The sequence below is a fragment of the Sphingopyxis sp. 22461 genome, from assembly GCF_052044915.1.
Lineage (GTDB): Bacteria > Pseudomonadota > Alphaproteobacteria > Sphingomonadales > Sphingomonadaceae > Sphingopyxis.
In genome coordinates this window covers 179,527-204,909 of record NZ_JBQENY010000007.1, presented here as the reverse complement: position 1 = coordinate 204,909, position 25,383 = coordinate 179,527, and the positions used below count along the sequence as shown (strand labels likewise).

Sequence of the window (25,383 nt, the reverse complement as noted above, 5' to 3'; positions counted from 1 at the left end):
GTCGGCTCCCCTATACTAAGGCAGAGCGCCCGAAAGCCGCGCCCGCTTTCCATCGCGCCGCCGCACCGCTACCCCGACCGATTAGCACCAGGGGCGCCGCCGCCCCTCCCATGGCCGCGCCAGCCCCTCGGCGACCAGCACCGACCCGACGCTCGCCCCGCCGCGCGTGACGATGCGCAGGTTGCGGCCGTAGCGATCGGTGTCGCGCCCGGCGCTTTCGAGGCTGAAGGCGCCGGCATTCAGCCAGGCGCGGAGCCGTTCGGTCGCGGCGTCGCCGAGCGCCGCTTCCTCGGCGCAGCGCGCAGGATGCGTTTCGGGGGTGTCGATATCGGCGATGCGATATTTGTCGCCCGCGAACCAGAAGGTATCGCCGTCGACGACGCAATTGCTGCCGCCGCCGCTGTGACAGAGTGCGAAACGCGCCGACAGCGCGTCGCGCGCCGCTGCGCCTTCGCCGCCCGCAAGCATGGATGCCGCGGGCGCGGGCATCGCTTCGGCTCCGCCCGGAAAGCCCCGAAAGGTCGCGAGCGCAGCGACGAAGACGACCGCCATCGCCGGCTTCAGCCACAGCTTCGATCGGGCAGTGCGCCGCCGGCGCACCGGCAGCGGATCGTAAAAATCGGGTCCGGACATGCCGCGACCCTAGCGGTCGGGGCTTGGCAGAATCCCGGCGAGGCTGCACCGCTTTGACCGGCAAAGCAGGTCAATCGCGCCCGCTACGGCGCCGTTTTGACTCTTAATCCAAGGAGGTCAGGGCGCGCCGCGTGGCTCGTCGTCCTCGACCCCGCCCGGGCCAAGCTCGTCATCCTCGTCGTCGTCGCTGCGTTCGCCGCGATAGGCGTCCATGTCGATGACGCCCGACCGTTCCATCTGGGTCATATGATCGACCAGATCCTGCACATCGTCGCTATCGTCGCCGCGGCCGACCTTGTCGCTGTCTTCCTGCGGCCGGTCGCGGCGCGCGGCTTCGGCGACGCTCTGCGCCTGCGCATCCTCGTCATCCTGCTCGCGATTGCGCGCTTCGGGCGCTTCATCGGCTTGGGCATCTGCTCTGCGGGGATCGTCGATCATGGCCGGCTCCTTTCAGGGGATAGCCGGGAAACGCGCGGGATCGCGCGGCCGTTCCTCAGGCGGCGGCCGCCAGTATTTTCGTCTCGATCACGCGAATGAAAACCTCGGGATCCTGCGCCCCCGGGATCAGCATCCGCCCGCCGAGAATGAAGGCGGGCACCCCGGTGATATTCTGATCGGCCCAATAGGCTTCCTCGGTGCGCACCATCTCGCCAAACTCGCCCGACGCCAGGATCGCCGCCGCGCGCGCGCGGTCGAGTCCCACCGAGGCCGCGACATCGGCGAGTACCGCATGATCGCTAACGTCGCGATTGTCGGTGAAGTGCGCGGTGAACAACGCGAGCTTCAGCGCGGTCTGCACGCCCGTCGCGGCATCCTGCTCGGGCTCCTCAAGCGCGCCCGCCCAGGTCAGCAGGCGGTGCGCATCGAAACTGTTGCGCATCCGGAACTCCGGCCCGCGATTGAAGGTGAAGCCAAGGTCGGCGGCGACCCCCGCCATCCTGCCGCTGTTCGTCCGGCTCTGCTCGGCGCTGATCCCATATTTGCGCATGACATGCGCCGCGGCGTCCTCGCCCTCCGCCGGCATGTCGGGATTCAGCTCGAACGGATGCCACTGGACGCGGAAATCCAGCCGCCCCGCAAAATGGTCCATGACCTTCCGGAACTTCAGCCAGCCGATGATGCACCAGGGGCACATCACGTCGGACACGATGTCGACGGCGAGGCGCGGCACGCGCGGTTCGGTCAAATTTCTTCTCCTGCCGGCACGCGCCGCCGCACTCAGTCGGAACGGCGATCCTTACCCGTCCGCCGATCGCCCTTTCGGCGATCCGGCCCTTTGTAATTCGGGTCGTCGGTCGTCCGGCGGTCACTCGACCGCCGCTCCGAACTCGCCCTTTTGTCCTCATCGCTTGTCATACGCTTCCTCCCCACCACAAAGGAAAACAGAAGCGACCCGGCGCGTAATAACTCACAAAATGGTTAAAAAGACAAGCAACGGCGGGAATAGGCCGTTTGTGGGTGGGTCAGCTTTGGGGTGGTGAGCGGACGTTGCTTCCTTACGCTTCGTCATCCCGGACTTGATCCGGGATCCCGCTTTTTGAGGCATCGGCTGGCTCCGACCTCAAGCGGGACCCCGGATCAAGTCCGGGGCGACGAGAGTGTTGGAGTCCGCAACCGGTCGAAACCTGCCCGCGCGCTTACCCGTCAATGGCAGCACCATAATCGACGCTTTACCGAACCATTCATGGATCAGATCATCTGAAACGACCCGCTCTTCTCAAAAGCGGTAAATGCCTCGACGCTTCGGCGCATATTCTCAAGCATCGGGGGCAGGTCGTCCGGGCGATACCATTGCAGGTCGAGCGTTTCCGATCCGTCGGCGGTTACATCGCCGTCAAATTCGGTCGCGTAAAACATCATGACGAAGAACTGGCAAACATCACCGTTCGGGAAGCGCACCGTCTCATATTCCGGATCGCTGCCGAAACCGAAGGGCACCGGATTTCGAATGCGCAGTCCCGTTTCCTCGAGCGTCTCGCGAACGACCACCTCGGTCAGATCCTCGCCCTCCTCCGCATTTCCGCCGGGAAGGCCCCACACGCCAAAGTCGCTTCGATGTTGCAGGAGGATCGATCCATCGCCGCGGACTATCACGACGCGCGCGCCCGGAACCAGCAGGCAGCGGCTCCCGACGAGCGAACGCAGCTTTCCAAGATAGCTGTCCGCGAAACTCATTGGACCGCCCGCTATCCAGCGTCGACGGGCACCGCATTATCGACCGCCGCGACCGGCCGCGACAACACCCACCAGCTGCCAACCATCAGCAACACCGTCAGCGCCTCGATGATCATCGCTTGCACAATCCCCGTATTGACCGCATCGCCGCTCGCCACCCCGAACAACCGGCCGGCGAGCGCGGTGCCATAAAGCGCGGCGGGCACGAGCAGCGCGCGCAGCCAGCCCGGCACCAGCGCACCGGTCAAGGCCGCGCCGGCGGCGACGAGGAAGAAGGCCGACAAGTCGGCGCGGACTGTATTCCTGGCCGGTCCTTCGACCAATATGCCGAAGGCTTCGGTATAGCTCGCGGGATCGAACAACCCGCGCGCGCCGACGATGACGAAGAACAGCGCCCACAGCAGGACGGCGCCGCGCAAGACCCAATTGACCATCATTCTTCTCCCTTGTTGCTCGCAGGCTGCGCCATCGGGGAAGAAAGTTCAATCTATTCCGGGTTAAAGCCCGTCCGCCGCGAACGTCTCTTCGATCCAGCCGCCGCCGAGCACGCGCGAATTGTCGGCGGCATCGTACAGCACCGCCGCCTGCCCCGGCGCGACGCCATATTCGGCCTCGGCAAAGATCAGCCGATCGCCCGCGACGCGCGCGGGCACCGGCTTCGCCATGCTGCGCACCTTCGCCAGCACATCGCGCCCGTCGACCGCGCCCAGCCAGTTCGCCTCGCCCAGCCGCGCGCCGGAAACCGCGAGCGCGCGCCGCGGCCCGACGACGACGGCTTTCGTCGCGGCTTCGAGGCGCACCACGTACAATGGCTCGGCCTGCCCGCCGATCTCGATCCCGCGCCGCTGCCCGACGGTATAATGAATCAGGCCCTTGTGCGCGCCGAGCACGGTGCCGTCGACATGGACGATGTCGCCCTGATCGTCGGCCTCGGGGCGCAGCTTCCGAACGAGCGTCGCATAGTCGCCGTCGGGGACGAAGCAGATGTCCTGGCTGTCGGGCTTGCCGGCGACGCCCAAGCCAAGGTCGCGTGCGATCTCGCGCACGACGCTCTTCTCAAGGCCGCCCAGGGGAAAGCGCAGGAAGTCGAGCTGGTCCTGCGTCGTCGCGAAGAGGAAATAGCTCTGGTCGCGCGCCGGATCGACCGCGCGGTGCAGCTCGGCGCCCGCGGGCCCCATCATACGGCGGACATAATGACCCGTCGCCAGGCAGTCGGCGCCCAGCTCCTTCGCGAGCCGGAACAGGTCGGTGAACTTCACCCCCATATTACAGCGTACGCAGGGGATCGGCGTCCGCCCCGACAGATATTCGTCGGCGAACTGGTCGATCACCGTGTCGCGAAAGCGGCTTTCATGATCATAGACATGATGCGCGAAGCCCAGCCGGTCGGCGACCGCGCGCGCGTCGCGGATGTCCTGGCCGGCGCAGCAGGCACCAACGCGCTTCGCCTTGGCGCCATGATCGTAGAGCTGGAGCGTCACGCCGATCACCTCGGCGCCCGATCGCGCGGCGAGCGCGGCGACGACGCTCGAGTCGACTCCGCCCGACATCGCGACGACGATTCGCCGGTCTTTCAGCGGCATCGGCAGCTGAAAGTCGGCCTGGGCAAGCCCGGCAGGGGAAGGAATCGTCTCGATCATGATCGGCGCCATCTAGGGATGCGAATGCAAAAAAGCCAGCTTTTCCGCGCAAAGTGTCAAGATATTGACGGGGGTTAAGCTTCGCTAACAGGTTCTGAAACAGGCATTTACGGGACCTTAGCTCCTCTGGCGTAGACGAGTCGCATGAACTTCGTTCCATCCGATCTTCCGCGCATCGCCGGTGCGGCCAAGCTGTCAAAGCCCGGCTTCGACATCATATTGGCGGTGTCCAGCGCACGCCAGGCTGCCCTGCCGACGGTGCGGCAGCTGCGGACGCAGGCGCATCGCGAACGCCATGCGGCGAAGCTTAACGCTGTGCGCCACATATTTTGCGGGACGCGCGCAAGGGCGGAACAAAAAGCCCCGCGCGTCGTTCGTTTCTTCGATTTGTCCGACGATGCGAACGCCCTGCCCGAAACTATGAACGGCCTGTTTACCAGAGGATTTCAGCCGATGTTGAATCCCTCTGTTCTAGATACGAATGCGTCGGACACACCCCCCTCCGACGGTAATAATGTGGAATGAGCATGATCGAGAATCAGAAAATCCGGCCCGCACAGGTTATCGGCCCCCTCGGGGAGCCGTTGACGCTGGACTCGCTGCCGCCCCCATCGACGACCCGCTGGGTCGTTCGCCGCAAGGCAGAGGTCGTCGCGGCCGTTAACGGCGGGCTCCTGTCCGTCGACGAAGCGTGCGAACGCTATGGGCTGACCCTCGAGGAATTTGCCGGCTGGCAGCGGTCGATCGACCGCAGCGGCATGCCCGGACTGCGCGTCACGCGCATCCAGCATTACCGCGACCTCTACGAGCGCCAACAGCGCTTCTAAAGGACGCGGGACCGGACCAGGCATGAGAGAGGGCGCTTCGGGCGCCCTCTTTTTTTGCCTGCCGCACATGGATGGATAAGTGCGGCAGCGCTCCGGACCGGCCGAGTTAAATATTGCCGTTGCGGCGCCTCCCGATTACTCCCGCCATAAAAGCGGGGGGAATATTGTGAATTCTAATCATCTGAAAAAGATGTTCTTATCGGCTGCGATCGCGGCCCTGGTCGCAAGTTGTGGTGGCGGCGGAGACTCGGGCGGCGGCAATGTCGTCACCGTGCCGCCCACACCGACACCAACCCCCACGCCGACACCGACCCCCACGCCCACCCCGACCATATTTTCGGCCGTCGGTGGCGGCCCGCTGTTGGCGACCGTCTTGATCGATATGAACGGCAACAGCCAGTTCAACGATGCACCGGACGTCATGACGCCGACCTCGATGACGGGAACCTTTGGCCGCGGCGTTACGGTCCCGGGAACGGGAATAGGATCGGTGCCGGGATCGCCAGCGCATCGAATGCAGGCGTACGGCATCGATGCCACGACCGGTCTTGCCTTCGCCCAGATGACGGCTCCGGCCGGCGCGACGGTGATCTCCCCGCTCAGCACATTGATCGACGCGCACGGCAACCAGAACAGCGTGCGCAATGCGCTCGGGCTCTCGACGGGCGCGGCCGCCCTGCGAAGCGACACGAATTTACTCACATTCAATCCTGTCGACGGGCGGCGCAGCAGCAACGCCATGGTGGCCGAGGACGCGGCGCGAATAACGTCGGTCAACCTTCAGTTGCTGGCATTGGCGGTGGTGACCAAGGACACGAACGGCGATCCGATCGACTCCACCGTCACGCTGCGCGAAGTCTCCCAATATCTCGCCCAACTCATCAACGAGACCGGGAACGCGAGGCTCTCCGACAAGGCGGTCGTCTTGGCGGCACTGAAGAAGAGCCGCGTAGCCGTGGGCTGGCCCGACGCCGGTCTCGATGCGATGGCGACGCTGCTCGTGAAATATCTTGCGGCGATGCCCGAACGATTGTCCGATGACGCCGCGGTCCGCGCCTGGGCCTACGCCTATCGTTTCTATGTCCTCCCCGAACTCAAGATCCTGCACAGGAGCTGGCCCAACGCCGCGTTGGCGCGGATCGAGGCGATAACCCAGGCCGACATCGAGGCTGCGGCGCAATCCTTTGCGACGGTCGTACCGCCGGCCATGACCGCTTATGTCGGGGTAACCGACTATCGCGAACTCGGTCCCGAGGGCACGACTCCCTATCGCATCAGGATGGGCGGGTGCGACACCCAGCCCTATGCGCCTTACTGCAACGACTGGACGCTGTTCGGCGGCTCGTCGTCGCAGGGCAGCATCACGTCGGTCGAGTCCAACGCGCCGGGGGCGCTGTCGGTATTGCTGTCGAGCGACGGTTATGTGACGGTGTCGCGGCGCGGCACCTTCACCGGTCTCACGCATTTCACCTACACCGGACGCTCGCCGGATGGCTTGACGTCGACGGGTACGGTCTATGTCAGGGTAAGGGACGTTCCCTGAATTCCCGCCCCAAACAACGCCGAATCAAAAGAAAATCCGCGCGATTTCACGGACTTGATAATTTCATTGCAACCCTTGCGTTCACCCCGCGTTAAGCCTCCAAGTCAACTTTGGGAGTCATTCAATATGCGTAAGATGTTCATCACCCTCGCCGCCACCTCGGCCCTCGCGCTCGGCGCCTGCCAGAGCCCGGCTGCCGACAAGGTCGAGGATCAGGCCGAAGCCAAGGCCGACGTGATCGACGAGCAGGCCGACGCCATGCCCGAGGGCGCGGCCAAGGAAGCAACCGAAGCGAAGGCCGACGCTGTCGAAGCCGCCGGCGAGGAAAAGGCCAACGCGATGGACGACAATGGCGAGATCGCCCCGTCGGAAACCGGTGCGATGGCACCGGCAGACCCCGCCAAGAAGTAAGGGCTGCCTCCCCTAAAGGGCAGGGTGAAGGGCGCCGGTTCATTCCGGCGCCCTTTATCGTGCGCGGCATATTTTCGCGGGACCTGTGATCTCGATCACCCCTGCCCCGCGCAATCGCGGATATCGACCCTGAATGGGACGGGAACTCGCTTTTAAGCGAACCATTTCACGGACCACCCTTCCGCCGCCACCAGCGACCCAGGGCGGCGGGAGGGACTATCCCCCGGCCTCTTCGAGCAGGCGCAGCACATCCTGCACCCCCGGCGCGTCGTCATCGGCGCGCAGCGCCGCGATCCCCGCCGCGACGTCAAGCTTATAGTCGGCGACCCCCGCCGACTCGCCCGCCCACGCCGCATCCAGCGATTTCACCAGCCGCCGCGCCGCGGCATTTTCCGACAGCATATGTACGTCGAGCATGTCGAGCCCCTCGGCATGACAATGGACAAGCAGCGCGGCGGTCATCATCCGCGCCAGCCCTCGCCCCTGGAATGCGTCGAGCACCGCAATCGAAAATTCGCCCACCGGTCCGTCATGCCGGTGGCGCACCGCATGCACCGCGCCGATCGGCGGCTGCCCCGGGCATTCGGTGCAGATCGCGCCCCACGCGATATGGTCGTGCCCGTCTACATCGGCGAGCCGCTCGACCACCGCATCGGGCAGGACCGGCGCGGGCGAGAAAAAGCGCAGATAGCGCGACTCTGCCGACAGCTTCGCAATCCCCTCGCGGATCAGCGGCGCATCGTCGGGGGTGATCGTGCGGAGGCACACCGCGGTGCCGTCGTTCAGCGTGCAGTGCACCGCGATATCCTCGATCCGCGGCGCCACCCGCGCCCCTGCCTGCTTGTCCATTCCGGTCATCGCGGCCTCCTGCCCGCGCACGATAGGGGCGCCGCGCCCCGCCCGCAATCCACCCGCTTGGCGGCGCGCCCTACGCATTTTCCCCCGCCATAATCGGTGAAATGTTGAAAGCCGGACCGCCCTTAACTTTGGTAATGTTGCACCTCGAAGTCGAAAAGGTTGCACGTCTGTGATCCACGCTCACCCGGACAGCGACGCACGCTATGAAGTGCTCGGCGACCGCCTCGCGCGGCTGCGTCAGGCCAGGGGGCTCAGCAAGACCGAAATCGCCGGCCGGCTCGGCGTCACCGTCACCTCGATCTGCTATTGGGAACAGGGCCGCTCGCGCCCGCGGCTCGCGCGGCTGCAGGCGCTCGCCGATCTCCTCGGCACCTCGCCCACCGAGCTTTTGAGCCGCGACAGCGCGCCGGGCAGCGACCATTTGTCGGACCTCGTCACCCGCATGCGCGCCGAAATCGCCCACGCCGCGGGCACCACCCCGTCGAAGGTGCGCATCACGATCGAGATGTAGGCGCCCCGCCGCCGCCCCTCCCCCTTCGTCGCCCCGCCCCTGACACGGGGCGGCGTTGGGCGCGCCTCCTATCCCTTCGTCATCCCGGACTTGATCCGGGATCCCGCTTAGCGACGGTGGATAGCGGGACCCCGGATCAAGTCCGGGGTGACGATACAGGAGGACTCCAACTTTCCCCTTTCCTACATTGTTCCCATATGGTTCGTTTATAAAATTCAAACGAACCACAGGAGCCAAGCCGCGTGAAACAGGAAATCCTCCCGCCCCTCCCCGCCGTCATCGACGCAGAGGCCGACCCCGCAATTAACCCCGACGACCTCCCCGAAGAACTCGCCTTCACCCCCGTCGAACAGCGCACCAGACGCTGGACCGGCATCACCGCCCAGAAACAACGGATGTTCATCGCGCATCTCGCCGCGACCGGCGCGGTGAGCATGGCGGCGAAGGTCGCGGGCCACTCGACCTCGGCCTTCTACCAGCTCAGAAAACGCGACGACGCGGGCAGCTTCGCCGCCGCATGGGACCGCGCGGTCGAGGCGGGCGCGCGCCGCGTCGCCGACCTGCTCATGGAATATGCGATCTATGGCGTGCCCGAGACGATCTCGAAGGAGGGCCGCGTCATCCTCGAACGCCGCCGGCCGCACATCCGCGCGATGCAGCATATCGCCGCCAGCCGCTTCCCCGAACGCTTCGGCGGCATCAACCCCGTCGACGGCCCGGCCACCGCGCTCCCGCATGCCATCCGCCGCCTGCGCGAGAAATGGCAGGTCGAGTGGGAGGCCGAGCGCCAGGCCAAGCTGCTCGAACATAACGCGCGCGCGAACCGGCAGGAGACCGACCTCGACGACCGCCTCCGCATCATCCGCACCGCCTATCAGCGCAAGATTTCGCACGACCCGGTCAAGCGCGCCGCGTGGGACCTGCTCACCGGCCCCGGCACCGATTGGGCCGCGGTGCGAAAAGCCGACGCCTATATCAACCCGCAAAAGCACGAATGGCACATGCACCACCCCGACATGATCGTCCCGCTATCGGCCGGGTCGGGCAATGTCGACTGGGAGGCGGCCGAGGGCGGCGACCTGTCGAACCCTGCCCCGCCCCCCGCCGACCATGTCCCCTGGACCGAGGGCGGCGAAGAGGACGAGATCTGGTTCGAGCGTTACGAGGATCATATGATCGAGGGCGAAGCCGGCGAAAGCGACCTCGCCAATGGCAAGATCACCCGCGGCGACATGCGCATGGCCGCCCACACCGTGCGCGAGCGCGCCGAGGCCTGGCAACAGGCGCGCCAGCCCGTGTTCCAGCACCCCCACGGCTTCCTCGCCGACACCAGCCTGTACGGCGGCGGCACCGGCCGCGAACGCGACACCGCCCGCCGCCGCATCGAACGCGCGATCGCCGAGCTGGAGCGCGAATGGAACGCCGCCTATTGCGAGGAAAGCTGGGCGGCGTGGAAGGCGGGAACCCCGTCGCCCGCCGCCTCGCATCAGGCCGAGCACCGGGCGGAGGGCGAAGCATGAGCCTCGAACGCCGCATCCGCGAAGCCCGCCCCCACGAAGCCGGCTCCGCCCGCTTCGGCCGCAGGGTCGAAAGCATATGGTCCAGCCGCGCAACCCTATGGCGGCTGGGTCTCCTACGAAGCCTTCCAGCCCGAACAGGTCCAGGCCCGCCTCTCGATCGGCCGCCTGATCCACGACGATGATTGCATCAAGGTACTCGCCGGATCGGCAACGATCGTCGGCGACGAGGAACGGCTGATGCTGAGCGGGGTGATCGAGATTCCGGCGCGGTGTGTGGTGCGGATTGTGCGGTTGGAGGAGGCCAGCGATTAATGGCCGTTTTCTGACCGTACGCTTTGAGATCGGCGCACCATCAAAGCAGACATACGGTCGGCGCAGCGCGAGCCATCTCGCTTATGTAGTCCTCAGTGAGTCCGTAAATTTCCAGCCTTATGTTGCAAACGCACTACGTCAAAAGGGACTCCCCAAGCGAGTACCTTTAAGGCAGATACTGCGTCATGCAGAAAAGAAAACAGACAGCTTGGTGGCTGGTTGGCTCCTATGTTGTCTGGACACTTGTCATTCAGCCGATTTGGAATCTCAATATCGAAAGGGCTGCCGAAAAGGGCGGCGTGGACGGCGTTGTTGCCGATTTTGCGCCGATGACTTGGGTGCAAGAGATATGGAGTTTTCTGCCAAGCTCATTTGCCGCTGGCTTCGTTGCAGGCGCTCTCATCTTTTCCTACTGGGAAAATATAGTCAGCGTCATACGTGGAGTTCGTGGAAAAAAGCCGGAGCGAGACATGCGCGTCTGGATCGGCAACATGTGGCCACATTTCGATCCGGAGCACCGCACAATCGATTTGTGGATCACCCTTGTAAATGTCGGAACTGAGCCACTTAAACTTGTCCGACCGCAGGGCGTGATAAAAATCACGTCCGCTGGAGGATCTTACGAGCTTTCAAATCCCCGTTTTCAACAGGGTCCGGACGAAGGAGTCTTTTACAGCCGAGGGGTGTACTCGACTATCGCCGTCCGTTTCGATGTTCCCTCAAAAATTTGGTCGTCGCTTCCCGACATGTTTATCTGGCGCAACCCCCGCACGATTATGCACTTCGAGGAGTTCTCGATTATCATGGCGGCGGAGGATCTCACCGAGAAGGTCGTGAAAGGTTGGGACAGCCTGCGCCTCACGACCGGTGATTGGGAAATTTGCTCCCGCGAGACATTCAAACTGTTCGACAGCCCGGAAGAAAAAGAGAAGTTTCAAAAATCGCTCGGGTCGCTTGCCAATCTCTTTGGAAGCAAAAAATAGCAGGACGCCCGGTTGATTGTTACTAAGCAAAAGCACTTCTCCCCCTCGTCCCAGTCGCTAAGGATCTTGCCATGATCTTGATCCATGACCCGACGCAGGACCGTGCAATCCGCAATGAAGCGGCTGACAAGCTCGACCGAGGCCCCTTCGTGGAAAGTCTTGTACGCGCGCTGGTGCGTCAGGAGCTGGACAACGACGGCAAGCTCAAGGCGATGCGCGCTCATGGGCATGTGGTAGGGCTAACGGGCCGTTGGGGTCTCGGGAAATCGAGCATCGTAAATCTTCTGGCACTCAAGCTCGGAGCGATGGACCGGGTGCTGGTGGCTCAGTTCAATCCTTGGCTTGTTGGAAGTCGGGACGAGCTTTTGACGGGATTTTTTAACGCACTGCGTAGTGCAACTGGACGGAATACGCGTGAAGAGATGGACGCGCTTCGCAACGATATTGATAAGTATTGGGGCGCGATCAATTTTGCGGGGCATGCAGTGGCGGCGGGCGCCAGCATTAGCGGCTTTGGGTTTCTCAAGAAGGCGCGCGAATGGATTAAGCCCAATCCGCGAACGCCCGATGAAGAGCGTGTTTCGCTCGAGAAAAAATTAGAGAAGCTCGGATGCGCGGTAGTGGTGCTGATCGACGAGTTAGACCGCGTCGAGGATGATGAGGTTCGCGCGGTGGCGCGGCTGATTAAAGCGGTTGGTGAGATTAAAGGTCTTTCCTATCTTGTCGCTTATGATCCTGAGCGAGTGGTCGAGGCGCTTGGTCGCGGGACCCCGGGGGAACGGCGTGAAAATGGCGCACGTTATCTGGAGAAAATCGTACAGCATCAGATTCCTCTGCGCCCGCTGTTCGACGACGACACGCGCCCGCTGCTCGAAGCGGCGCTTGAACAGCAGGGTCTGGCGCTTCCCGATGATCCCGAAGCGAGCGAGAGAATCATCTTCGATCATTTGGTCGCAGTGATTGAGACTCCACGCGAGGTCAAACGGCTAGTGGGTTCGTTCGCGGTGCTCGAACCTGCAGTGCGCGGCGAGATTTCGCCATATGATGTGCTTGGCTATTGCTGGCTTATCGCTAAGGCTCCGACGTTGCGCGACCGCATCGCCGAGCAGATCGACGCATTGGTCGACGATCCAGGCGAAGACGAAATGCTCGCTCGGCTGAGTCGACAGATGGACAAGGAATCTTCGCCCGACATCGTAGCGGTCTTAGGTGATGGCGCCGCGCCATATCGTACGCTTCTTCATCTCTTGTTCCCGCGTTTTTCGTCACAACCAACAGCCGGCGGCGGCCGACGCTTGTCGCGCCGCCGCAATCTAGTGCGAATGCTCTATCTCGGTAATCCACCCGGAATGATCCACCGGGGGCAGGTTGAGCGGCTATGGACGGGAAGCGACCTCAAGGCGCTCGAAGCCGAGCTCCGATCGGCACGAGGCGACAACGTGTTGAGTGGATATCTCGATCGACTCGACGATCTGCTTCCCGAGCTTCCCGAAGCGCATGATGTCAGCTTCTGGACAGGTCTTGCGCGCAGTTTGGTGCGCGAGAGCGATTGGATAAAGGGACCCGACGATGCGAGTGCGCGCGCCGAAGAAGCAGCGACAGCCCTTATGCGTCTCGGGCTGCGCGACAATCGCCAGAAGCCGCGAGTTCGCAAGGTGCTCAGCGCCCTCATCGCAGACGGCGATCTTGTTGTGGCGCCATGGATCTTACGCAAGACGCTTCTTGCGAACGGACTGTCTCCTAATTCAAAGGGACCTAAGACCGAGGCGATCCTGGACCTCGCCCAGAGCAAGAAGCTCCTCGACAGCGAGCTCGCGCGCTACCGCCAAGCAGTCTTGAGCGGGTATGCACTCAAGCGTATCCCGCGGGTGGAGCTCTACTTCATCCTTTCGCAATCCGGCGCTTGGGACGAGGCGCTGCGTCGATCACTGACGCGGCAACTTTCCTCCGCAAAGGCAATCGGGACTTTGGCCAGTTTATTCGTGCCTCCGGGCTACATCATCGAGCGCGAGACAGTCGACGAGTTTTGCGACTCCCACGAGCTTCGCACGCGCACCGAGCGATTACTCAAGCGCAAGAACAGCTTGCCAGACCCGTGGGTCAATCAGTGCGTGCGCCGGCTAGCCCATATCTTGGCCGGACGCGATGCAATCTTTGCCGACGAAGTATGACAGTCAGGCGGCTTGGCTCAAACGGGAGCTTTCAGGTTGCTGTCGCGCAAGCTGCGACGACTTAGATCGGCCGCAAACTGGCAGCTAAGCATCATCCCCCATCCGCAGCGCCGCAATAAACGCCTCCTGCGGAATGTTCACATTCCCATATTCGCGCATCCGCTTTTTGCCCTCTTTCTGCTTTTCCAGCAGCTTCTTCTTGCGGCTCGCGTCGCCGCCATAGCATTTGGCGGTCACGTCCTTGCGCAGTGCGGCGATGGTTTCGCGGGCGATCACCTTGCCGCCGATCGCGGCCTGGATCGGGATCTTGAACATATGGCGCGGGATCAGGTCCTTGAGGCGCTCGCACATGCCGCGGCCGCGCGTTTCGGCGGTGCCGCGGTGGACGATCATGCTCAGCGCGTCGACCGGCTCGTTGTTGACGAGGATGCTCATCTTGACGAGGTCGCCGGGGCGGTGGCCGATCTGGTGATAGTCGAAGCTGGCGTAACCGCGGCTGATGCTCTTCAACCGGTCATAGAAATCGAACACGACTTCGTTGAGCGGCAGTTCATAGGTGATCTGCGCGCGGCCGCCCACATAGGTCAGGTTCTTCTGCACCCCGCGGCGGTCCTGGCACAGCTTCAGGATCGGGCCGAGATATTCGTCGGGCACGTAAATCACCGCCTCGATCCACGGCTCCTGAATCTCGTCGATGCGGTTCGGGTCGGGCATGTCGGCGGGGTTGTGGAGTTCGATCTCCTTCGCCGCCTCATTCTTGGTATGACCGAGCTTGAGCTTGTACACCACCGACGGCGCGGTGGTGATCAGGTCGAGGTCATATTCGCGCGTCAGCCGCTCCTGGATGATCTCGAGGTGCAGCAGGCCGAGGAAACCGCAGCGAAAGCCGAAGCCGAGCGCGGCCGAGCTTTCCATCTCGAACGAGAAGCTCGCATCGTTGAGGCGGAGCTTCTGGATGCTCTCGCGCAATTTTTCGAAGTCGTTCGCGTCGGTCGGGAACATGCCGCAGAAGACGACGGGCTGGACTTCCTTGAACCCCGGCAGCGCCTGCGCCGCGGGCTTTTTCGCGTCGGTCACCGTGTCGCCGACGCGCGCCTGCGCGACGTCCTTGATCTGCGCGGTGATGAAGCCGATTTCGCCGGGGCCGAGCTCGCTGAGCTGCTCGATCTTGGGCGTGAAACAGCCGACGCGGTCGATCAGATGGGTGGTGCCCGCCTGCATGAATTTGATCTGCTGACCTTTTTTCAGCACGCCGTCGACGACGCGGATCAGGATGACGACGCCGAGATAGGGGTCGTACCAGCTGTCGACGAGCATCGCGACGAGCGGCGCGGTCGCGTCGCCCTTCGGCGGCGGGATGCGCGTGACGATCGCTTCGAGCGCCTCCTCGATGCCGATCCCGGCCTTCGCGCTCGCGAGCACCGCGTCGTCGGCGGGCAGCCCGATGATGTCCTCGATCTCGGCCTTCACCTTGTCGACGTCGGCCGCGGGCAGGTCGATCTTGTTGATCACCGGGACGATCTCATGGTCGTGCTCGATCGACTGATAGACGTTCGCCAGCGTCTGCGCCTCGACCCCCTGCGCCGCATCGACGACGAGCAGCGCGCCCTCGCACGCCGCGAGCGACCGCGACACTTCATAGGCGAAGTCAACGTGGCCGGGCGTGTCCATCAGGTTGAGCTCGTACGTCTCGCCGTCGTGCGCCTTATACTTCAGGCGCACCGTCTGCGCCTTGATCGTGATCCCGCGCTCCTTCTCGATGTCCATATTATCAAGGACTTGCGCGGACATCTCGCGCGCGGTCAGCCCGCCCGTGAACTGGATGAGCCGGTCGGCCAGCGTCGACTTGCCATGATCGATGTGCGCGATGATCGAAAAATTGCGAATATGGGACAGAGGCGTGGTCATGCGCCGCGCACTAGCAGGCGAAAGCGCCGCTGTCAGCAGGGTCTTGAAGCCTCAAAAGCCCCGCATGCGCGGGTCGGTTTTGAGGCTTTTGTGGCTTCAAGGAGACAAGGGATACCGATGTACGATGCGAGACTGTCTCCTTTGTCGCTTTAAGCGAGCGATTATCTTCTGATCAATTCAGCCGGGCTGCTGGGGCAAGAGCAAGGCGTGTACCGCCTGACCGATCGCAGCAAGGCATTTCTGGCCGATGACCCCACGCTAGTCGAAGAGCTCGACAGGAACGAAGGGTTGCCCCGCATATTGGCTTTGCTCGCCGAAAAAGCATCGGCAAAGCGCAGCGACCTGCTCGATGACTGGGGCAATTATCTGGCGCAGGTGTCGAAAATTACCAGCCTGTCGATGATCAAAGATACGCTGCGCCGCCGTCTGCTCAATCTGGTCGAGCGGGGCTTGGTGGATCGCGACGGCAATCGCTACTCCCTGTCCGAAGCGGGTCGCGCCTATCTGAAAGCCCTTGGCGAGCAGGTTTCGCCGGCAGAACAAAAAGTAATCGGCGCGTCGCCAAGCGAGATCGACGCTGCATCGGCGATAGCTGCGCACAACAAGGTGGCGCGCGAAGCGCTGGTCGGCCGATTGATGGCGCTAGAGCCATACGCTTTTGAGCATTTCGTCAAGGAGTTGCTCGAAGCGATGGACTATGAAAATGTCCAGGTTACGAAGCAGAGCGGAGACAAGGGCGTCGATGTCGTCGCCAATTTCCAGTTCGGGATCACCGAAATCAAGGAAGTAGTTCAGGTCAAGCGAAGCGAGCTAACAGTTCGCCGCCCCTTGATCGACCAGCTTCGTGGTGCGCTACCCTATCATGGTGCAATCCGTGGAACATTGATCACGCTGGGGCGCTTCGCGAAAGGTGTCGAAGAGGCTGCCCTTTTTCCGGGAGCCGCTCCGATTACGCTCATCGATGGCGAACGGCTGGTCGAGCTCGTCGAACGGCATGAGGTCGGATTGCGGAAGAAGCCGGCGTATCTGCTGGAAATCAATGAAGCCTTTTTTGCCGAAAAAAATCTGGAAGACCTAGCCGACGGAGCGATGACCGCCTCCGACAATTAGACTTCCGTCGCTCACCGCCGTCATTCAGCCAGCCATCGCGCGCAATCATCCCGCACCCGCGCATCGCGATCGCGCATCCCCCGCTCCAGCACCGCCACCCTGTCCTCGCCCTCCGCCGCCGCCGCCAGCGCCGCAATCGCGTTCGCGCGCACCCTTGGCACCGGATGCGCCTTGGCAAACTGCTCGGCGACGTCCTTCCCATCCTCCGTCAGATGCACCGCGCAGCGGAGCAGCATTTCGCTACTGGTCAGCGTCGGGCGTTTGGCGATCGTGCCATGCTCGAGATCGACGATATACTGGTCGCGCCATGGGACGTGGTCGCCCTCGTCCATGATGTTGAGGCTGACCGAAAGGCTGGGCGGCGGGAGCTGGCTGTGGATGTCGCGATGGGCGCGGTAGAGCATCATCTTGCCATGGCTTAAGCTGCTGCGCTCGACGAATGTCAGGTTCAGCGACTCGCCGAGGCGGCCGTCGACGGTTTCGGGGTCGTAATCATAATAGTCGCTGACATAGCCGGGGCCGAAATAGCCGGCGGTGAGGAAGCTGAAATTATGGTCGTGCGGGACGCCGTAGGAGAAGGCCGCGGGGCCGCTCGCGGTGAAAGCGGCGTCGCGCTCGGACGGCCACATGTTGGCGCGGAGGTAAAAGCCGCGCGGGCTGCGGTGGATGAGGAAGACCTGCGCCGTATAGCGGTTGAGGGTGAGCTGGTCGGCGTAGCTTGCCTTGAGCGCGGCGATCACGCGGTCGGCGAGAAAGTCGGGGTTGCGGGCGAGGCCGGCGAGGAGGTCGGCGCAGCGCGCAATACTCGCTTCGTCGGCGAGGTCGACGCCGCATTCGTCGAGGCGCGCGGTCACCTCTTGGATATCGAGCGCGGGGCCCGCGGGCGGGTCGATCAGGCGGGGCATGGGGTCGACCCCTTCGCGCGGGGCGCCGGTTTGGGGGTGGAGGGCGCCGGGCTTGTGCAAGGCCCCGGCCCTCCACCCCCCTCCCGCCCCGTCTCACCGGAAGGCAGGGAGAAGAGCCTATGCGTCGCCGCGGCGGCGCTGCGAACCTCGGGATGCGGATCGGTCGCCGCCATCGCGCCGAGATGCGGAAACGCCGCTGCGGGATCGAGCGCGACGAGTTCGCGCATCGCGTTCCAGCGCGCGGCGAAATCCTCGCTTGCCGTCTCGGCGACGAAAAGCGGCGCCGCGTCGGTGCGGCTAAGCTGGCGCAGCAGCGCGAGCGCCATCTGGCGGAAGCTGCTGTCGCGGCGCGAGGCGCTGACGTGGGTCAGGCGGCCGCTTGCGATGTCATAGGCGCGGATCGGGAGACGGGACGGCGGCTGGACGATGAGTTCAAGGAAGAGGATGTCGCTGCTAGCGCCCTGAAGTGTGAAGCTTTGGCGCGCGGTGTCGAGGGTCAGCGTCTCGCCAGTCCGCAACGGGCGCGGCGGCTGGCTGTGGCACCGGGCGGCACTTTGGGCGGTGAAGCCGCCGGCTTCCTCGGCCGCGCTGACCGCCACCGCGTGCGCGCAAAGCTCGGCGGCGCCGTCGTCGAGAACATGGATCGCCGCGCGGCCGGGGACGAAGACCGCGCTGCCGGACGCGGCGCCATTAGCCGTGAATGGCCGCAGCTGGAGCGTCAGGCGGATTGCCTCGCGATCGGCGAGGACGAGCCCGCCAGCACCGCCATCGCCGCCGCCCACCATCCGCAGCGGCGGGCGCGCAAAGGGGTCGGCGGCGAGCAAGGTCAGTGCCGCATCGAGCCGGTTGCGGAGCCAGTGTGTGTCGGAGAGCCAGGGGAGAAGGCGCGTTATCGCAACATCGGCGGGGGCGTCGGCGAGCGCCGCGATGGCGGTCAGCAGCCCGTCGGGGGCGCTGTCGGCCGCGCTCCACGCGGCGTCGAGGTCTGCGACCGCGCGGCGCATCGTTCGACGGCGCGCGACATCGGCGCGGGGAAAATGGTCGTGGCGGGATGGCATGACGGCACCCTCGAAAAGCGGGGGAACGAAGGGCGCCGGTTTGGTGGCGCCCTCCGTTCCCGCCGCAGCTCAGTCGTAGACGATCATCGCGATCGCGACAGCGAGTTCGAAGACCGACGGCCCCGATGATGCGCTTTCGCCCATCAGCGAGCCGAACAATCCGACTGCGGTGTCAAGCAAAGGCAGCGCCTCGATATCGATGGTTGGCAGACCCATATTCCCCCTCCTGTCCTGAACGGCGGCGCGACCTGCCGCCGTGAACAGGGCTAGGAAGGCGCGGGCGCGCTTCCCAGTTAACTTATCGTAATCGCAGCCATGTCGCTGGTCGAAGCGGGGTTGCGGCGGTGTGCGCCGGGGATAGGCTGGCGCCTTCGAAACCGGGAGACCCGTCATGCGCCACACCATCGCCGCCGTCCTTTGCACGCTGTTGCTCGCCGCGCCCGCGGGCGCCGAAACCTTGCTCGTCGGCAACAAGGGCGAAGATACGCTGAGCGTCATCGCGCTGGCGTCGGGGGAAGAACTGGCGCGACTGCCGACGGGCAAGATGCCGCACGAGATCGCGATCTCGCCCGACGGCAAGCAGGCCGCGGTGGTCGCCTATGGCAGCACGACGATCGACGTGTTCGACGTCGCGAACCGGATCAAGATCCGGACGATCGACCTCAGCCCCAATCAGCGGCCGCACGGGCTGCTGTGGCTGTCCGACGGGCGGCTGGTCGCGACGACCGAGGGCAGCGAGTCGGTCGCGGTGGTGGCCCCCGATGGCAAGCTGACGTCGATTTCGACGGGGCAGAAGGGCACGCACATGATCGTCGTCGCGCCCGACAACCGCACCGCTTACACCGCGAATATCGCGGCGGGGACGGTGAGCGTGCTCGACCTCAAGACCGCGAAGAAGCTGCGCGACCTGACCATCGGCGGCAAGCCCGAAGGGCTGGCACTGACGAAACGCGGGCGCGAGCTGTGGGTCGGCGACCTCGATGCGCCGCGCGTGTCGATCTGGGATACGAAGACCGGCAAGAAAATCGCAGAGCAGCCGGTCGACCCGGTCGCGATCCGCGTGCTGGCGAGCCCCGACGGCGAGCTGGTCGCGACGAGCAATATCGCGAGCGGCACGATCAGCCTGTTCGACGCCGAAACGCGCGCGCCGGTGCGGACGATCAAGGTGTCGGGCGAGGCGGCCAAGGGTCAAGTCACCCTGCTGTTCAGCGCAGACTCGAAGCGGTTCTATGCTGCCGAGACCGGGCACGACAAGGTGGCGGAAATCGACGTCGCGAACGGCGAAGTGCTGCGCCGGATCGCCGCGGGGAAGAATGGCGACGGGCTGGCGATCGCGCCCTAGGCTTTTTCGGCGCGCAATGTGTCGCGAAAGGCAGCGAGGCGGCGGACGGCCTCGTCGAGTATCGCGCCGTCCTTGGCGAAACAGAGGCGGAGGATGTGGCGCGGCCCGTCGCCTTCGAAAAGCGCCGAGACGGGAATCGAGGCGACCCCCGCTTCGCGCACTGCGCGTTCGCTGAACTCACAGTCGGAGAGCGCGATCCCCGATGCGGCGAGGTCGATGCACAGGAACCAGGTGGCGGCGTTCGGCAGGACGGCGAAGCCCGCGGCGTCCAGTGCTGCCGCAAGACGCTGACGCGATGCGTCCCAGCGCTCACGCTGCGACGCGAACCATGCGTCAGGGCGACCGAGCCCCTCCGCCACCGCCCATTGCAGCGCGGGCGGGGTCGTGAAGGTCAGAAATTGATGCGCGCGGCCGAGCGCGGTTGCCATTTCAGGCGCGGCGCATAGCCAGCCGGTCTTCCACCCTGTCAGACCGAAGATCTTGCCCGCCGAACCGATCTTGACCGCGCGTTCGGCCATGCCCGGGAAGGACATCAGCGAACGGTGCGGCACTCCGTCGAAGCGGACATCCTCCCAGACCTCGTCGCAGATTGCGACGAGGTCGTGGCGCACGCAGGCGTCGGCGATCATAGCCAGTTCGGCCTCGCTCGCGACCGTGCCGGCTGGATTGAGCGGATCGTCGAGGATGAGGACGCGTGTGCGCGGCGTGATTACTGCGGCGAGCTGCCCGGCATCGTAGCGCCAGTCGGGCGGGGTGAGCGCGATCGAGACCGGGATACCCCCGGCGCGGCGCACCATCGGCGCGTAACTGTCATAGGCGGGCTGGAACAGGATCACCTCGTCGCCCGGCGCGACGAACGCGAGGATGGCTGCGGCAAGCGCTTCGGTCGCGCCCGAGGTCACGATCACCTGTTCGCGGATCAGCGCCAGCCCCTGCCGCCGCGCGTAGAAGGTGCAGATCGCGTCGCGCAGTTCGGGGAGCCCGAACGCCGGCGGATATTGGTTCGACTTTTCGGCGAGTGCGCGCGCCGCGGCGGCGATCATGTCGGGATGCGGCGGCTCGTCAGGAAAGCCCTGGCCCAGGTTGATCGCGTCATGCGCCCGCGCGAGCCCCGACATATGCTCGAAAATCGTCGGCTCCATGACGGCATAGAGCGGGTGGACCGGGCTCATGGAGGCAAAAGCCAGAGCGACAGGCCGGGCGGCGGGTCGACGGGGGGTGCATCGGCGATGTGACGCACCGCGTCGGCGCGGGCGCGGTCGAGAATGGCGGCGGGCACGTCCGCCGGGTGGAAAATATGATCGGCCTCGCCGAGCAGGCGCGCGGCGCGGAGGGTGAGGTCGTCGGGATCGGCGCTTGCCAGGGTGATGGTTTCGAGGCGCGATGGCTGGCTCGGGGTTTCGCTCGCCAGCCAGCGCTCGACCTTATCCGCCGCATCGGTGCCGAGCGGATCGAGCGCGCCGCCGCTCGCGAGCGCGGCATCGATTGCGCGGCGACGGTCGGCGGCGGCGGGCCAGCGCGCCTTCATCGCGCCGCGCGCGGCGTGGAGCGCCGCCGCGAGCGCGCCGAGGCGGGCGGGAAGCAAGGCTTCGATGCGCTGGCGGACGGCTTTTGCGAGGCCCGCCGATGCCCCGCCCGTCCCGATCGCGATCGTCACCGGCGCGCGGTCGACGATCGCCGGGGTGGTGAAATCGCAGAGGTCGGGGCGGTCGACGACATTGACGAGCAGCCCGTGCGCGCGGAGCGCGACGGCGGCGGCACGGGCTTCGGCGTCATCGTCCAGCGCGACGAAAGCGATCGTCGCGCCGTCTTCCCACGCCGGCACGATCCGCCCGCCCGCGCGCACGATCAGCCGCGCCTTGGCATCGGCGGCTTCCCCCTTCCCGACCAGCACGACCGTGCGGCCGGACAAGTTCAGGAAGATGGGAAGCTGTTCCATCGTCAGTCGATCCAGTCGGGCACGCGCTCGGCGGCCATGATCGTCCCCGCCGTGATCCGGTCGGCGACAACGGCATAGCGGTCGCCGTCGACGAGCACCTCGGGAACCAGACTGCGGCTGTTGTAGGTCGACGCCATCGTCGCGCCATACGCCCCCGCGCTGCAGAAGACCGCGAGGTCACCCGCCTCGACCTTGTCGATCAGCCGGTCGCGCGCGAAGGTGTCGCCGGTTTCGCAGACCGGCCCGACGATCGATGCGGTCATCGTCTCGCCCGACGGCTTTACCGCGACGAAATCGTGCCAGGCGTCATAGAGCGCGGGCCTGGCAAGGTCGTTCATCGCCGCATCGACGATGACGAAGGGGTGCGTTGCGCCGGGTTTCACCCACAATGTCTCGGTCAGCAAAACCCCCGAATTGCCCGCGATGACGCGGCCGGGTTCGAACATCAGCGTGACGTCCCAATCGCGCGTTACGCGCGCGACCATCGCACCATAATCGGCGGGCGACGGCGGAATGATATTGTCGCCCGCCCGATACGGCACGCCAAGCCCGCCGCCGAGGTCGACATGGGTGATGCTGTGCCCCGCGGCGCGCAGCTCGGCGACGAGCTCGCCCACGCGCTTGAACGCCGCCTCGAACGGGGCGAGGCTGGTGAGCTGGCTGCCGATATGGACCGCGATGCCGCGCAAGTTGAGCCCCGGCAGCGCCGACAGCCGGGCGAAGATTTCGGGCGCGACGTCGATCCCGACGCCGAACTTGTTATCGGCCTTGCCGGTCGAGATTTTGGCATGCGTGCCCGCGTCGACGTCGGGATTGACGCGCAGCACCGCGGGCGCGGTCATTTCCTTTGCGAGCGCGATCTCGGCGAGCGCGATACCCTCGGGCTCGTGCTCGATGTTGAACTGGCCGATGCCGCGGTCGAGCCCGAGCGCCAGTTCGGCGCGCGTCTTGCCGACGCCCGAAAAGACGATGTCCTCGGCCGCCATGCCCGCCGCGAACGCGCGTTCGAGCTCGCCGCCCGATACGACGTCGGCGCCATAGCCCTGCCGCGCGAGAACGCGCAGCACGCCGAGGTTGGGATTGCTCTTGATCGCGAAGGCGAGATGCTTCCTCGGAACATCCTTCAGCCCGTCGCGAAACGCCTGCGCATGACGTTCGAGCGTCGCGCGCGAATAGACATAGACGGGGGTGCCGATTTCCTCGGCAATGCGCGGCAAGGGAATGTCCTCGGCGTGCATCACGCCGTCACGAAGTTCAAAATGATTCATTTGGTATAGTCCTGAGGCTCAGCCCGGAGGCGGCAGATCGAAATCGTCGGGTTCGCGTTGTTCAGACCGTTTGAGAAGTTCGTCGCTGCGCGCGGGCCGGGCCTGCGCGTCAGGCGTCGTAAGCTCCTCCGTAGTCGGGGCGCGGGTCGCGCCGACGGGAATCACCGGTGCAGGCTGGCCTGCCACGGGCTTCAGATCTTCCTTGCTGCCGCACGCGCCGAGCAGCGCGATTGCAGCCATGCCAACAAGGATGAGGCGCTTGGTCGCCATCAAATCGTTCCTTCGAGCGCCGCACGGGCCGCGGCGATGGCCTGCCTTACCCGTTCGGGCGCCGTCCCGCCATAGCTGGTGCGGCTGGCGACCGACGCTTCGACGGTCAGCGCCGCGAGCACCTCGGGTGTCACCGCGGCATGGATCGCCGCGGCGTCGGTTGCGGGCAGCGCCGACAGTTCGACGCCGAGTTCCTCGGCACGCTTGACGCACGAGCCGACGACATGATGCGCCTCGCGGAACGGCAGTCCCGCCTCGCGCACCAGCCAGTCGGCAAGGTCGGTGGCGGTCGAATAGCCCGAAGCGGCGAGCGCGCGCATGCGGTCGGTGCGGAAGGTCAGCGTTTCGACCATGCCCGTCATCGCGGCGAGCGACAGCGCGAGCGCGTCGAAGGCGCCGAAGACAGTTTCCTTGTCGTCCTGCAAATCCTTCGAATAGGTGAGCGGCAGGCCCTTCACGATCACCGCGAGGCGCTGGAAGGCGCCGAGCAGTAGGCCCGCGCGACCGCGCACCAGTTCGGCGGCGTCGGGATTGCGCTTTTGTGGCATGATCGAGCTGCCCGTCGACCAGGCGTCGGGCAGGCTGATGAAACCGAAGGGCTGGCTGGCCCAGATCACAATCTCTTCGGCAAGGCGCGACAAATGGATCGCGGCGATCGACGCCGAGGCGCAGAATTCGAGCGCGAAGTCGCGGTCGGAGACGGCGTCGATGCTGTTCGCCATCGGGCGATCGAAGCCGAGCGCGGCGGCGGTCGCGTGGCGGTCGACGGGGAAGCCGGTTCCCGCGAGCGCGGCTGCGCCGAGCGGCGATTCGTTGAGGCGGCGGCGGGCATCGGCAAAGCGGCTGCGGTCGCGGCCGAACATCTCGACATAAGCGAGCAGATGATGGCCGAGCGTTACCGGCTGCGCGACCTGCAGGTGCGTGAAGCCCGGCATGATACTGTCGGCATGTTCATCGGCGCGCGCGAGCAGCGCGGTCTGGATCGCCTGCAATCCCGCGTCGATGCGCTCGCAGGCGGTGCGCGTCCACAGGCGGAAATCGGTCGCGACCTGATCGTTGCGCGAACGCGCGGTGTGGAGCCGCCCGGCGGCTTCGCCGACAAGGTCCTTGAGCCGCGATTCGACCGTCATGTGGATGTCTTCGAGCGCGAGGTCGACGGGGACGCCGTTCGCGGCGAACTCGTCGGCGATCTGCGCAAGGCCGCGGTCGATCACAACGGCGTCGTCGGCGCCGATGATGCCCGCCGCACCGAGCATCGCGGCGTGCGCGCGGCTCGCGGCGATATCTTCTTCCCACAATCGCTTGTCGACGGGGATCGAGGCGTTAATCTCTTGCATGATCGCGGCGGGTCCGCCACCGAAGCGGCCGCCCCACATGCTGTTGCTATCCGGAGTATTCGCCATCCGCCGCGTCCCAAATCCGTCCCTTGCGATCCTCGCCGTGCTTCTGGCCGGATCAATCGCCGGCTGCGATAGGGAAAAGCAGCCGGACGGGCAAGCCGGGCAAGGCCAAGCAAATGTTTCGGCGGGCCAAGCGAAGGGGCCCGGGCAGTTCGAGTATATTGTCGATCGCAGTCACAAGGGCGCGCTCGCGCCCACGGCCGGCTTTCGTGGCCCCGACGACGCGCCGGTGACGCTCGCGTCGTTTCGCGGGAAGCCGCTGCTCGTCAACCTGTGGGCGACCTGGTGCGCGCCGTGCGTCGCCGAAATGCCGACGCTCGATGCGCTCGCGGCGCAAAGCGCCGAACGGATGACGGTGATTGCCGTCGCGCAGGATTTGCAGGGGGCGGAAATTGTCGACCCATGGTTCCAGAAGGCGGGACTGAAAGCGCTCCAACCCTATATCGACCCGCAGAACGGCCTGCTCGACGCGGCGAACAGCGCTTTGCCGACGAGCATCTATTATGACGCCGACGGGCGCGAGGTCTGGCGCGTTGTGGGCGCCATCGACTGGCAGGGCAAGGAGGCGAAGGCGCTGCTGGCCGAAGCCAAGTCGTGAC

The 25,383-nt window shown here is 65.0% G+C and carries 27 protein-coding genes; 11 read left to right on the top strand and 16 right to left on the bottom strand.

Going from position 1 to position 25,383, the window contains the following annotated elements; translation table 11 throughout:
• Nucleotides 1–81 precede the first annotated feature (81 nt).
• The 6 genes from ACTJI5_RS13480 to mnmA all read right to left on the bottom strand — a co-directional run bounded on the left by ACTJI5_RS13480 (nt 82) and on the right by mnmA (nt 4,460).
• The gene (locus tag ACTJI5_RS13480) at nt 82–633 is read right to left on the bottom strand and encodes a thermonuclease family protein (RefSeq protein WP_440860673.1); all 552 of its coding nucleotides are present in this window, start codon (nt 631–633) and stop codon (nt 82–84) included.
• 117 nt (nt 634–750) lie between these two features.
• Nucleotides 751–1,071 (bottom strand): hypothetical protein, encoded by a 321-nt coding sequence (locus ACTJI5_RS13475; protein WP_440860672.1) that lies wholly within the window; start codon nt 1,069–1,071, stop codon nt 751–753.
• Nucleotides 1,072–1,126: 55 nt separating this feature from the next.
• Nucleotides 1,127–1,819, bottom strand: a complete 693-nt coding sequence (locus ACTJI5_RS13470) for a DsbA family oxidoreductase (protein ID WP_440860671.1) — start codon at nt 1,817–1,819, stop codon at nt 1,127–1,129.
• A 503-nt stretch (nt 1,820–2,322) separates the two neighbouring features.
• A complete protein-coding gene (locus ACTJI5_RS13465) occupies nt 2,323–2,808 on the bottom strand; it encodes an NUDIX domain-containing protein (RefSeq protein ID WP_440860670.1) in 486 nt (161 codons plus the stop codon).
• An 11-nt stretch (nt 2,809–2,819) separates the two neighbouring features.
• Nucleotides 2,820–3,242, bottom strand: a complete 423-nt coding sequence (locus ACTJI5_RS13460; RefSeq protein WP_440860669.1) for a hypothetical protein — start codon at nt 3,240–3,242, stop codon at nt 2,820–2,822.
• 63 nt (nt 3,243–3,305) lie between these two features.
• Complete coding sequence (mnmA, locus tag ACTJI5_RS13455) at nt 3,306–4,460, bottom strand: tRNA 2-thiouridine(34) synthase MnmA (protein ID WP_405053460.1); 1,155 nt, start codon at nt 4,458–4,460, stop codon at nt 3,306–3,308.
• A gap of 132 nt (nt 4,461–4,592) precedes the next feature.
• Here mnmA and ACTJI5_RS13450 point away from each other — a divergent pair, with 132 nt between their 5' ends.
• From ACTJI5_RS13450 to ACTJI5_RS13435, 4 genes are all read left to right on the top strand, one after another.
• Nucleotides 4,593–4,973: a hypothetical protein gene (locus tag ACTJI5_RS13450; RefSeq protein ID WP_058540000.1), complete on the top strand. Its 381-nt coding sequence runs from the start codon at nt 4,593–4,595 to the stop codon at nt 4,971–4,973.
• A 2-nt stretch (nt 4,974–4,975) separates the two neighbouring features.
• A complete protein-coding gene (sciP, locus tag ACTJI5_RS13445) occupies nt 4,976–5,275 on the top strand; it encodes a CtrA inhibitor SciP (protein ID WP_037518529.1) in 300 nt (99 codons plus the stop codon).
• Nucleotides 5,276–5,354: 79 nt separating this feature from the next.
• Entirely contained in the window at nt 5,355–6,818 is a 1,464-nt protein-coding gene (locus ACTJI5_RS13440) for a hypothetical protein (RefSeq protein ID WP_156419834.1), read from the top strand.
• 126 nt (nt 6,819–6,944) lie between these two features.
• Complete coding sequence (locus tag ACTJI5_RS13435) at nt 6,945–7,229, top strand: hypothetical protein (protein WP_439510979.1); 285 nt, start codon at nt 6,945–6,947, stop codon at nt 7,227–7,229.
• A gap of 216 nt (nt 7,230–7,445) precedes the next feature.
• Here the strand turns inward: ACTJI5_RS13435 and ACTJI5_RS13430 are convergent, their stop codons facing one another.
• On the bottom strand, nt 7,446–8,087 hold the full coding sequence (locus tag ACTJI5_RS13430; protein ID WP_310255150.1) for a GNAT family N-acetyltransferase: 642 nt from the start codon (nt 8,085–8,087) through the stop codon (nt 7,446–7,448).
• A 169-nt stretch (nt 8,088–8,256) separates the two neighbouring features.
• Here ACTJI5_RS13430 and ACTJI5_RS13425 point away from each other — a divergent pair, with 169 nt between their 5' ends.
• From ACTJI5_RS13425 to ACTJI5_RS13410, 4 genes are all read left to right on the top strand, one after another.
• On the top strand, nt 8,257–8,598 hold the full coding sequence (locus tag ACTJI5_RS13425; protein WP_440860668.1) for a helix-turn-helix domain-containing protein: 342 nt from the start codon (nt 8,257–8,259) through the stop codon (nt 8,596–8,598).
• 242 nt (nt 8,599–8,840) lie between these two features.
• Nucleotides 8,841–10,118 carry a hypothetical protein gene (locus ACTJI5_RS13420; protein WP_440860667.1) on the top strand — a complete coding sequence of 426 codons (1,278 nt, stop codon included), beginning with the start codon at nt 8,841–8,843 and terminating at the stop codon, nt 10,116–10,118.
• A 497-nt stretch (nt 10,119–10,615) separates the two neighbouring features.
• Entirely contained in the window at nt 10,616–11,413 is a 798-nt protein-coding gene (locus ACTJI5_RS13415; protein WP_440860666.1) for a hypothetical protein, read from the top strand.
• Between the two features lie 71 nt (nt 11,414–11,484).
• Nucleotides 11,485–13,584, top strand: a complete 2,100-nt coding sequence (locus ACTJI5_RS13410) for a P-loop NTPase fold protein (RefSeq protein WP_440860665.1) — start codon at nt 11,485–11,487, stop codon at nt 13,582–13,584.
• An 84-nt stretch (nt 13,585–13,668) separates the two neighbouring features.
• Here the strand turns inward: ACTJI5_RS13410 and lepA are convergent, their stop codons facing one another.
• Complete coding sequence (gene lepA, locus ACTJI5_RS13405; protein ID WP_440860664.1) at nt 13,669–15,492, bottom strand: translation elongation factor 4; 1,824 nt, start codon at nt 15,490–15,492, stop codon at nt 13,669–13,671.
• Between the two features lie 207 nt (nt 15,493–15,699).
• Here lepA and ACTJI5_RS13400 point away from each other — a divergent pair, with 207 nt between their 5' ends.
• Nucleotides 15,700–16,602 (top strand): restriction endonuclease, encoded by a 903-nt coding sequence (locus ACTJI5_RS13400; RefSeq protein WP_440860663.1) that lies wholly within the window; start codon nt 15,700–15,702, stop codon nt 16,600–16,602.
• Nucleotides 16,603–16,622: 20 nt separating this feature from the next.
• On the opposite strand, the gene ACTJI5_RS13395 is transcribed toward ACTJI5_RS13400, so the two are convergent.
• The 3 genes from ACTJI5_RS13395 to ACTJI5_RS13385 form a co-directional block, all read right to left on the bottom strand.
• Complete coding sequence (locus ACTJI5_RS13395) at nt 16,623–17,507, bottom strand: transposase (protein ID WP_440860662.1); 885 nt, start codon at nt 17,505–17,507, stop codon at nt 16,623–16,625.
• The gene (locus ACTJI5_RS13390) at nt 17,495–18,565 is read right to left on the bottom strand and encodes a HEAT repeat domain-containing protein (protein WP_440860661.1); all 1,071 of its coding nucleotides are present in this window, start codon (nt 18,563–18,565) and stop codon (nt 17,495–17,497) included. Before ACTJI5_RS13390 ends, ACTJI5_RS13395 begins: the two co-directional genes overlap by 13 nt.
• Nucleotides 18,566–18,634: 69 nt before the next feature.
• A complete protein-coding gene (locus tag ACTJI5_RS13385; protein WP_156419673.1) occupies nt 18,635–18,781 on the bottom strand; it encodes a hypothetical protein in 147 nt (48 codons plus the stop codon).
• A gap of 175 nt (nt 18,782–18,956) precedes the next feature.
• Here ACTJI5_RS13385 and ACTJI5_RS13380 point away from each other — a divergent pair, with 175 nt between their 5' ends.
• The gene (locus ACTJI5_RS13380; protein WP_440860660.1) at nt 18,957–19,907 is read left to right on the top strand and encodes a beta-propeller fold lactonase family protein; all 951 of its coding nucleotides are present in this window, start codon (nt 18,957–18,959) and stop codon (nt 19,905–19,907) included.
• Here ACTJI5_RS13380 and ACTJI5_RS13375 read toward each other — a convergent pair.
• The 5 genes from ACTJI5_RS13375 to argH are packed head-to-tail and all read right to left on the bottom strand — an operon-like array spanning nt 19,904 to nt 24,760.
• Complete coding sequence (locus tag ACTJI5_RS13375; RefSeq protein ID WP_440860659.1) at nt 19,904–21,079, bottom strand: aminotransferase; 1,176 nt, start codon at nt 21,077–21,079, stop codon at nt 19,904–19,906. The two genes, ACTJI5_RS13380 and ACTJI5_RS13375, sit on opposite strands and share 4 nt — an antisense overlap.
• Nucleotides 21,076–21,846 carry an NAD(P)-dependent oxidoreductase gene (locus ACTJI5_RS13370; RefSeq protein WP_440860658.1) on the bottom strand — a complete coding sequence of 257 codons (771 nt, stop codon included), beginning with the start codon at nt 21,844–21,846 and terminating at the stop codon, nt 21,076–21,078. The genes ACTJI5_RS13375 and ACTJI5_RS13370 overlap by 4 nt, the downstream gene beginning before the upstream one ends.
• A gap of 2 nt (nt 21,847–21,848) precedes the next feature.
• On the bottom strand, nt 21,849–23,114 hold the full coding sequence (gene lysA / locus ACTJI5_RS13365; protein ID WP_440860657.1) for a diaminopimelate decarboxylase: 1,266 nt from the start codon (nt 23,112–23,114) through the stop codon (nt 21,849–21,851).
• A gap of 18 nt (nt 23,115–23,132) precedes the next feature.
• Nucleotides 23,133–23,384 carry a hypothetical protein gene (locus ACTJI5_RS13360; RefSeq protein WP_058539713.1) on the bottom strand — a complete coding sequence of 84 codons (252 nt, stop codon included), beginning with the start codon at nt 23,382–23,384 and terminating at the stop codon, nt 23,133–23,135.
• Nucleotides 23,384–24,760: an argininosuccinate lyase gene (gene argH / locus ACTJI5_RS13355; RefSeq protein WP_440860764.1), complete on the bottom strand. Its 1,377-nt coding sequence runs from the start codon at nt 24,758–24,760 to the stop codon at nt 23,384–23,386. The genes ACTJI5_RS13360 and argH overlap by 1 nt, the downstream gene beginning before the upstream one ends.
• Between argH and ACTJI5_RS13350 the strand changes: the two genes are divergently transcribed.
• Nucleotides 24,720–25,382 carry a TlpA family protein disulfide reductase gene (locus ACTJI5_RS13350; RefSeq protein ID WP_310255136.1) on the top strand — a complete coding sequence of 221 codons (663 nt, stop codon included), beginning with the start codon at nt 24,720–24,722 and terminating at the stop codon, nt 25,380–25,382. The genes argH and ACTJI5_RS13350 overlap by 41 nt on opposite strands.
• Nucleotide 25,383: the final 1 nt, after the last annotated feature.

What these genes read in the sequence shown, in the direction of transcription:
- ACTJI5_RS13430 (WP_310255150.1), bottom strand. Translation starts at nt 8,087, where the DNA reads ATGACCGGAATGGACAAGCAGGCAGGGGCGCGGGTGGCGCCGCGGATC.
- ACTJI5_RS13360 (WP_058539713.1), bottom strand. Translation starts at nt 23,384, where the DNA reads ATGGCGACCAAGCGCCTCATCCTTGTTGGCATGGCTGCAATCGCGCTG.
- lysA (WP_440860657.1), bottom strand. Translation starts at nt 23,114, where the DNA reads ATGAATCATTTTGAACTTCGTGACGGCGTGATGCACGCCGAGGACATT.
- ACTJI5_RS13375 (WP_440860659.1), bottom strand. Translation starts at nt 21,079, where the DNA reads ATGAGCCCGGTCCACCCGCTCTATGCCGTCATGGAGCCGACGATTTTC.
- mnmA (WP_405053460.1), bottom strand. Translation starts at nt 4,460, where the DNA reads ATGGCGCCGATCATGATCGAGACGATTCCTTCCCCTGCCGGGCTTGCC.
- ACTJI5_RS13370 (WP_440860658.1), bottom strand. Translation starts at nt 21,846, where the DNA reads ATGGAACAGCTTCCCATCTTCCTGAACTTGTCCGGCCGCACGGTCGTG.
- ACTJI5_RS13385 (WP_156419673.1), bottom strand. Translation starts at nt 18,781, where the DNA reads ATGGGTCTGCCAACCATCGATATCGAGGCGCTGCCTTTGCTTGACACC.
- sciP (WP_037518529.1), top strand. Translation starts at nt 4,976, where the DNA reads ATGATCGAGAATCAGAAAATCCGGCCCGCACAGGTTATCGGCCCCCTC.
- ACTJI5_RS13390 (WP_440860661.1), bottom strand. Translation starts at nt 18,565, where the DNA reads ATGCCATCCCGCCACGACCATTTTCCCCGCGCCGATGTCGCGCGCCGT.
- ACTJI5_RS13450 (WP_058540000.1), top strand. Translation starts at nt 4,593, where the DNA reads ATGAACTTCGTTCCATCCGATCTTCCGCGCATCGCCGGTGCGGCCAAG.
- ACTJI5_RS13480 (WP_440860673.1), bottom strand. Translation starts at nt 633, where the DNA reads ATGTCCGGACCCGATTTTTACGATCCGCTGCCGGTGCGCCGGCGGCGC.
- ACTJI5_RS13395 (WP_440860662.1), bottom strand. Translation starts at nt 17,507, where the DNA reads ATGCCCCGCCTGATCGACCCGCCCGCGGGCCCCGCGCTCGATATCCAA.
- ACTJI5_RS13465 (WP_440860670.1), bottom strand. Translation starts at nt 2,808, where the DNA reads ATGAGTTTCGCGGACAGCTATCTTGGAAAGCTGCGTTCGCTCGTCGGG.
- ACTJI5_RS13415 (WP_440860666.1), top strand. Translation starts at nt 10,616, where the DNA reads ATGCAGAAAAGAAAACAGACAGCTTGGTGGCTGGTTGGCTCCTATGTT.
- ACTJI5_RS13380 (WP_440860660.1), top strand. Translation starts at nt 18,957, where the DNA reads ATGCGCCACACCATCGCCGCCGTCCTTTGCACGCTGTTGCTCGCCGCG.
- argH (WP_440860764.1), bottom strand. Translation starts at nt 24,760, where the DNA reads ATGTGGGGCGGCCGCTTCGGTGGCGGACCCGCCGCGATCATGCAAGAG.
- lepA (WP_440860664.1), bottom strand. Translation starts at nt 15,492, where the DNA reads ATGACCACGCCTCTGTCCCATATTCGCAATTTTTCGATCATCGCGCAC.
- ACTJI5_RS13475 (WP_440860672.1), bottom strand. Translation starts at nt 1,071, where the DNA reads ATGATCGACGATCCCCGCAGAGCAGATGCCCAAGCCGATGAAGCGCCC.
- ACTJI5_RS13435 (WP_439510979.1), top strand. Translation starts at nt 6,945, where the DNA reads ATGCGTAAGATGTTCATCACCCTCGCCGCCACCTCGGCCCTCGCGCTC.
- ACTJI5_RS13410 (WP_440860665.1), top strand. Translation starts at nt 11,485, where the DNA reads ATGATCTTGATCCATGACCCGACGCAGGACCGTGCAATCCGCAATGAA.
- ACTJI5_RS13460 (WP_440860669.1), bottom strand. Translation starts at nt 3,242, where the DNA reads ATGGTCAATTGGGTCTTGCGCGGCGCCGTCCTGCTGTGGGCGCTGTTC.
- ACTJI5_RS13350 (WP_310255136.1), top strand. Translation starts at nt 24,720, where the DNA reads ATGATCGCGGCGGGTCCGCCACCGAAGCGGCCGCCCCACATGCTGTTG.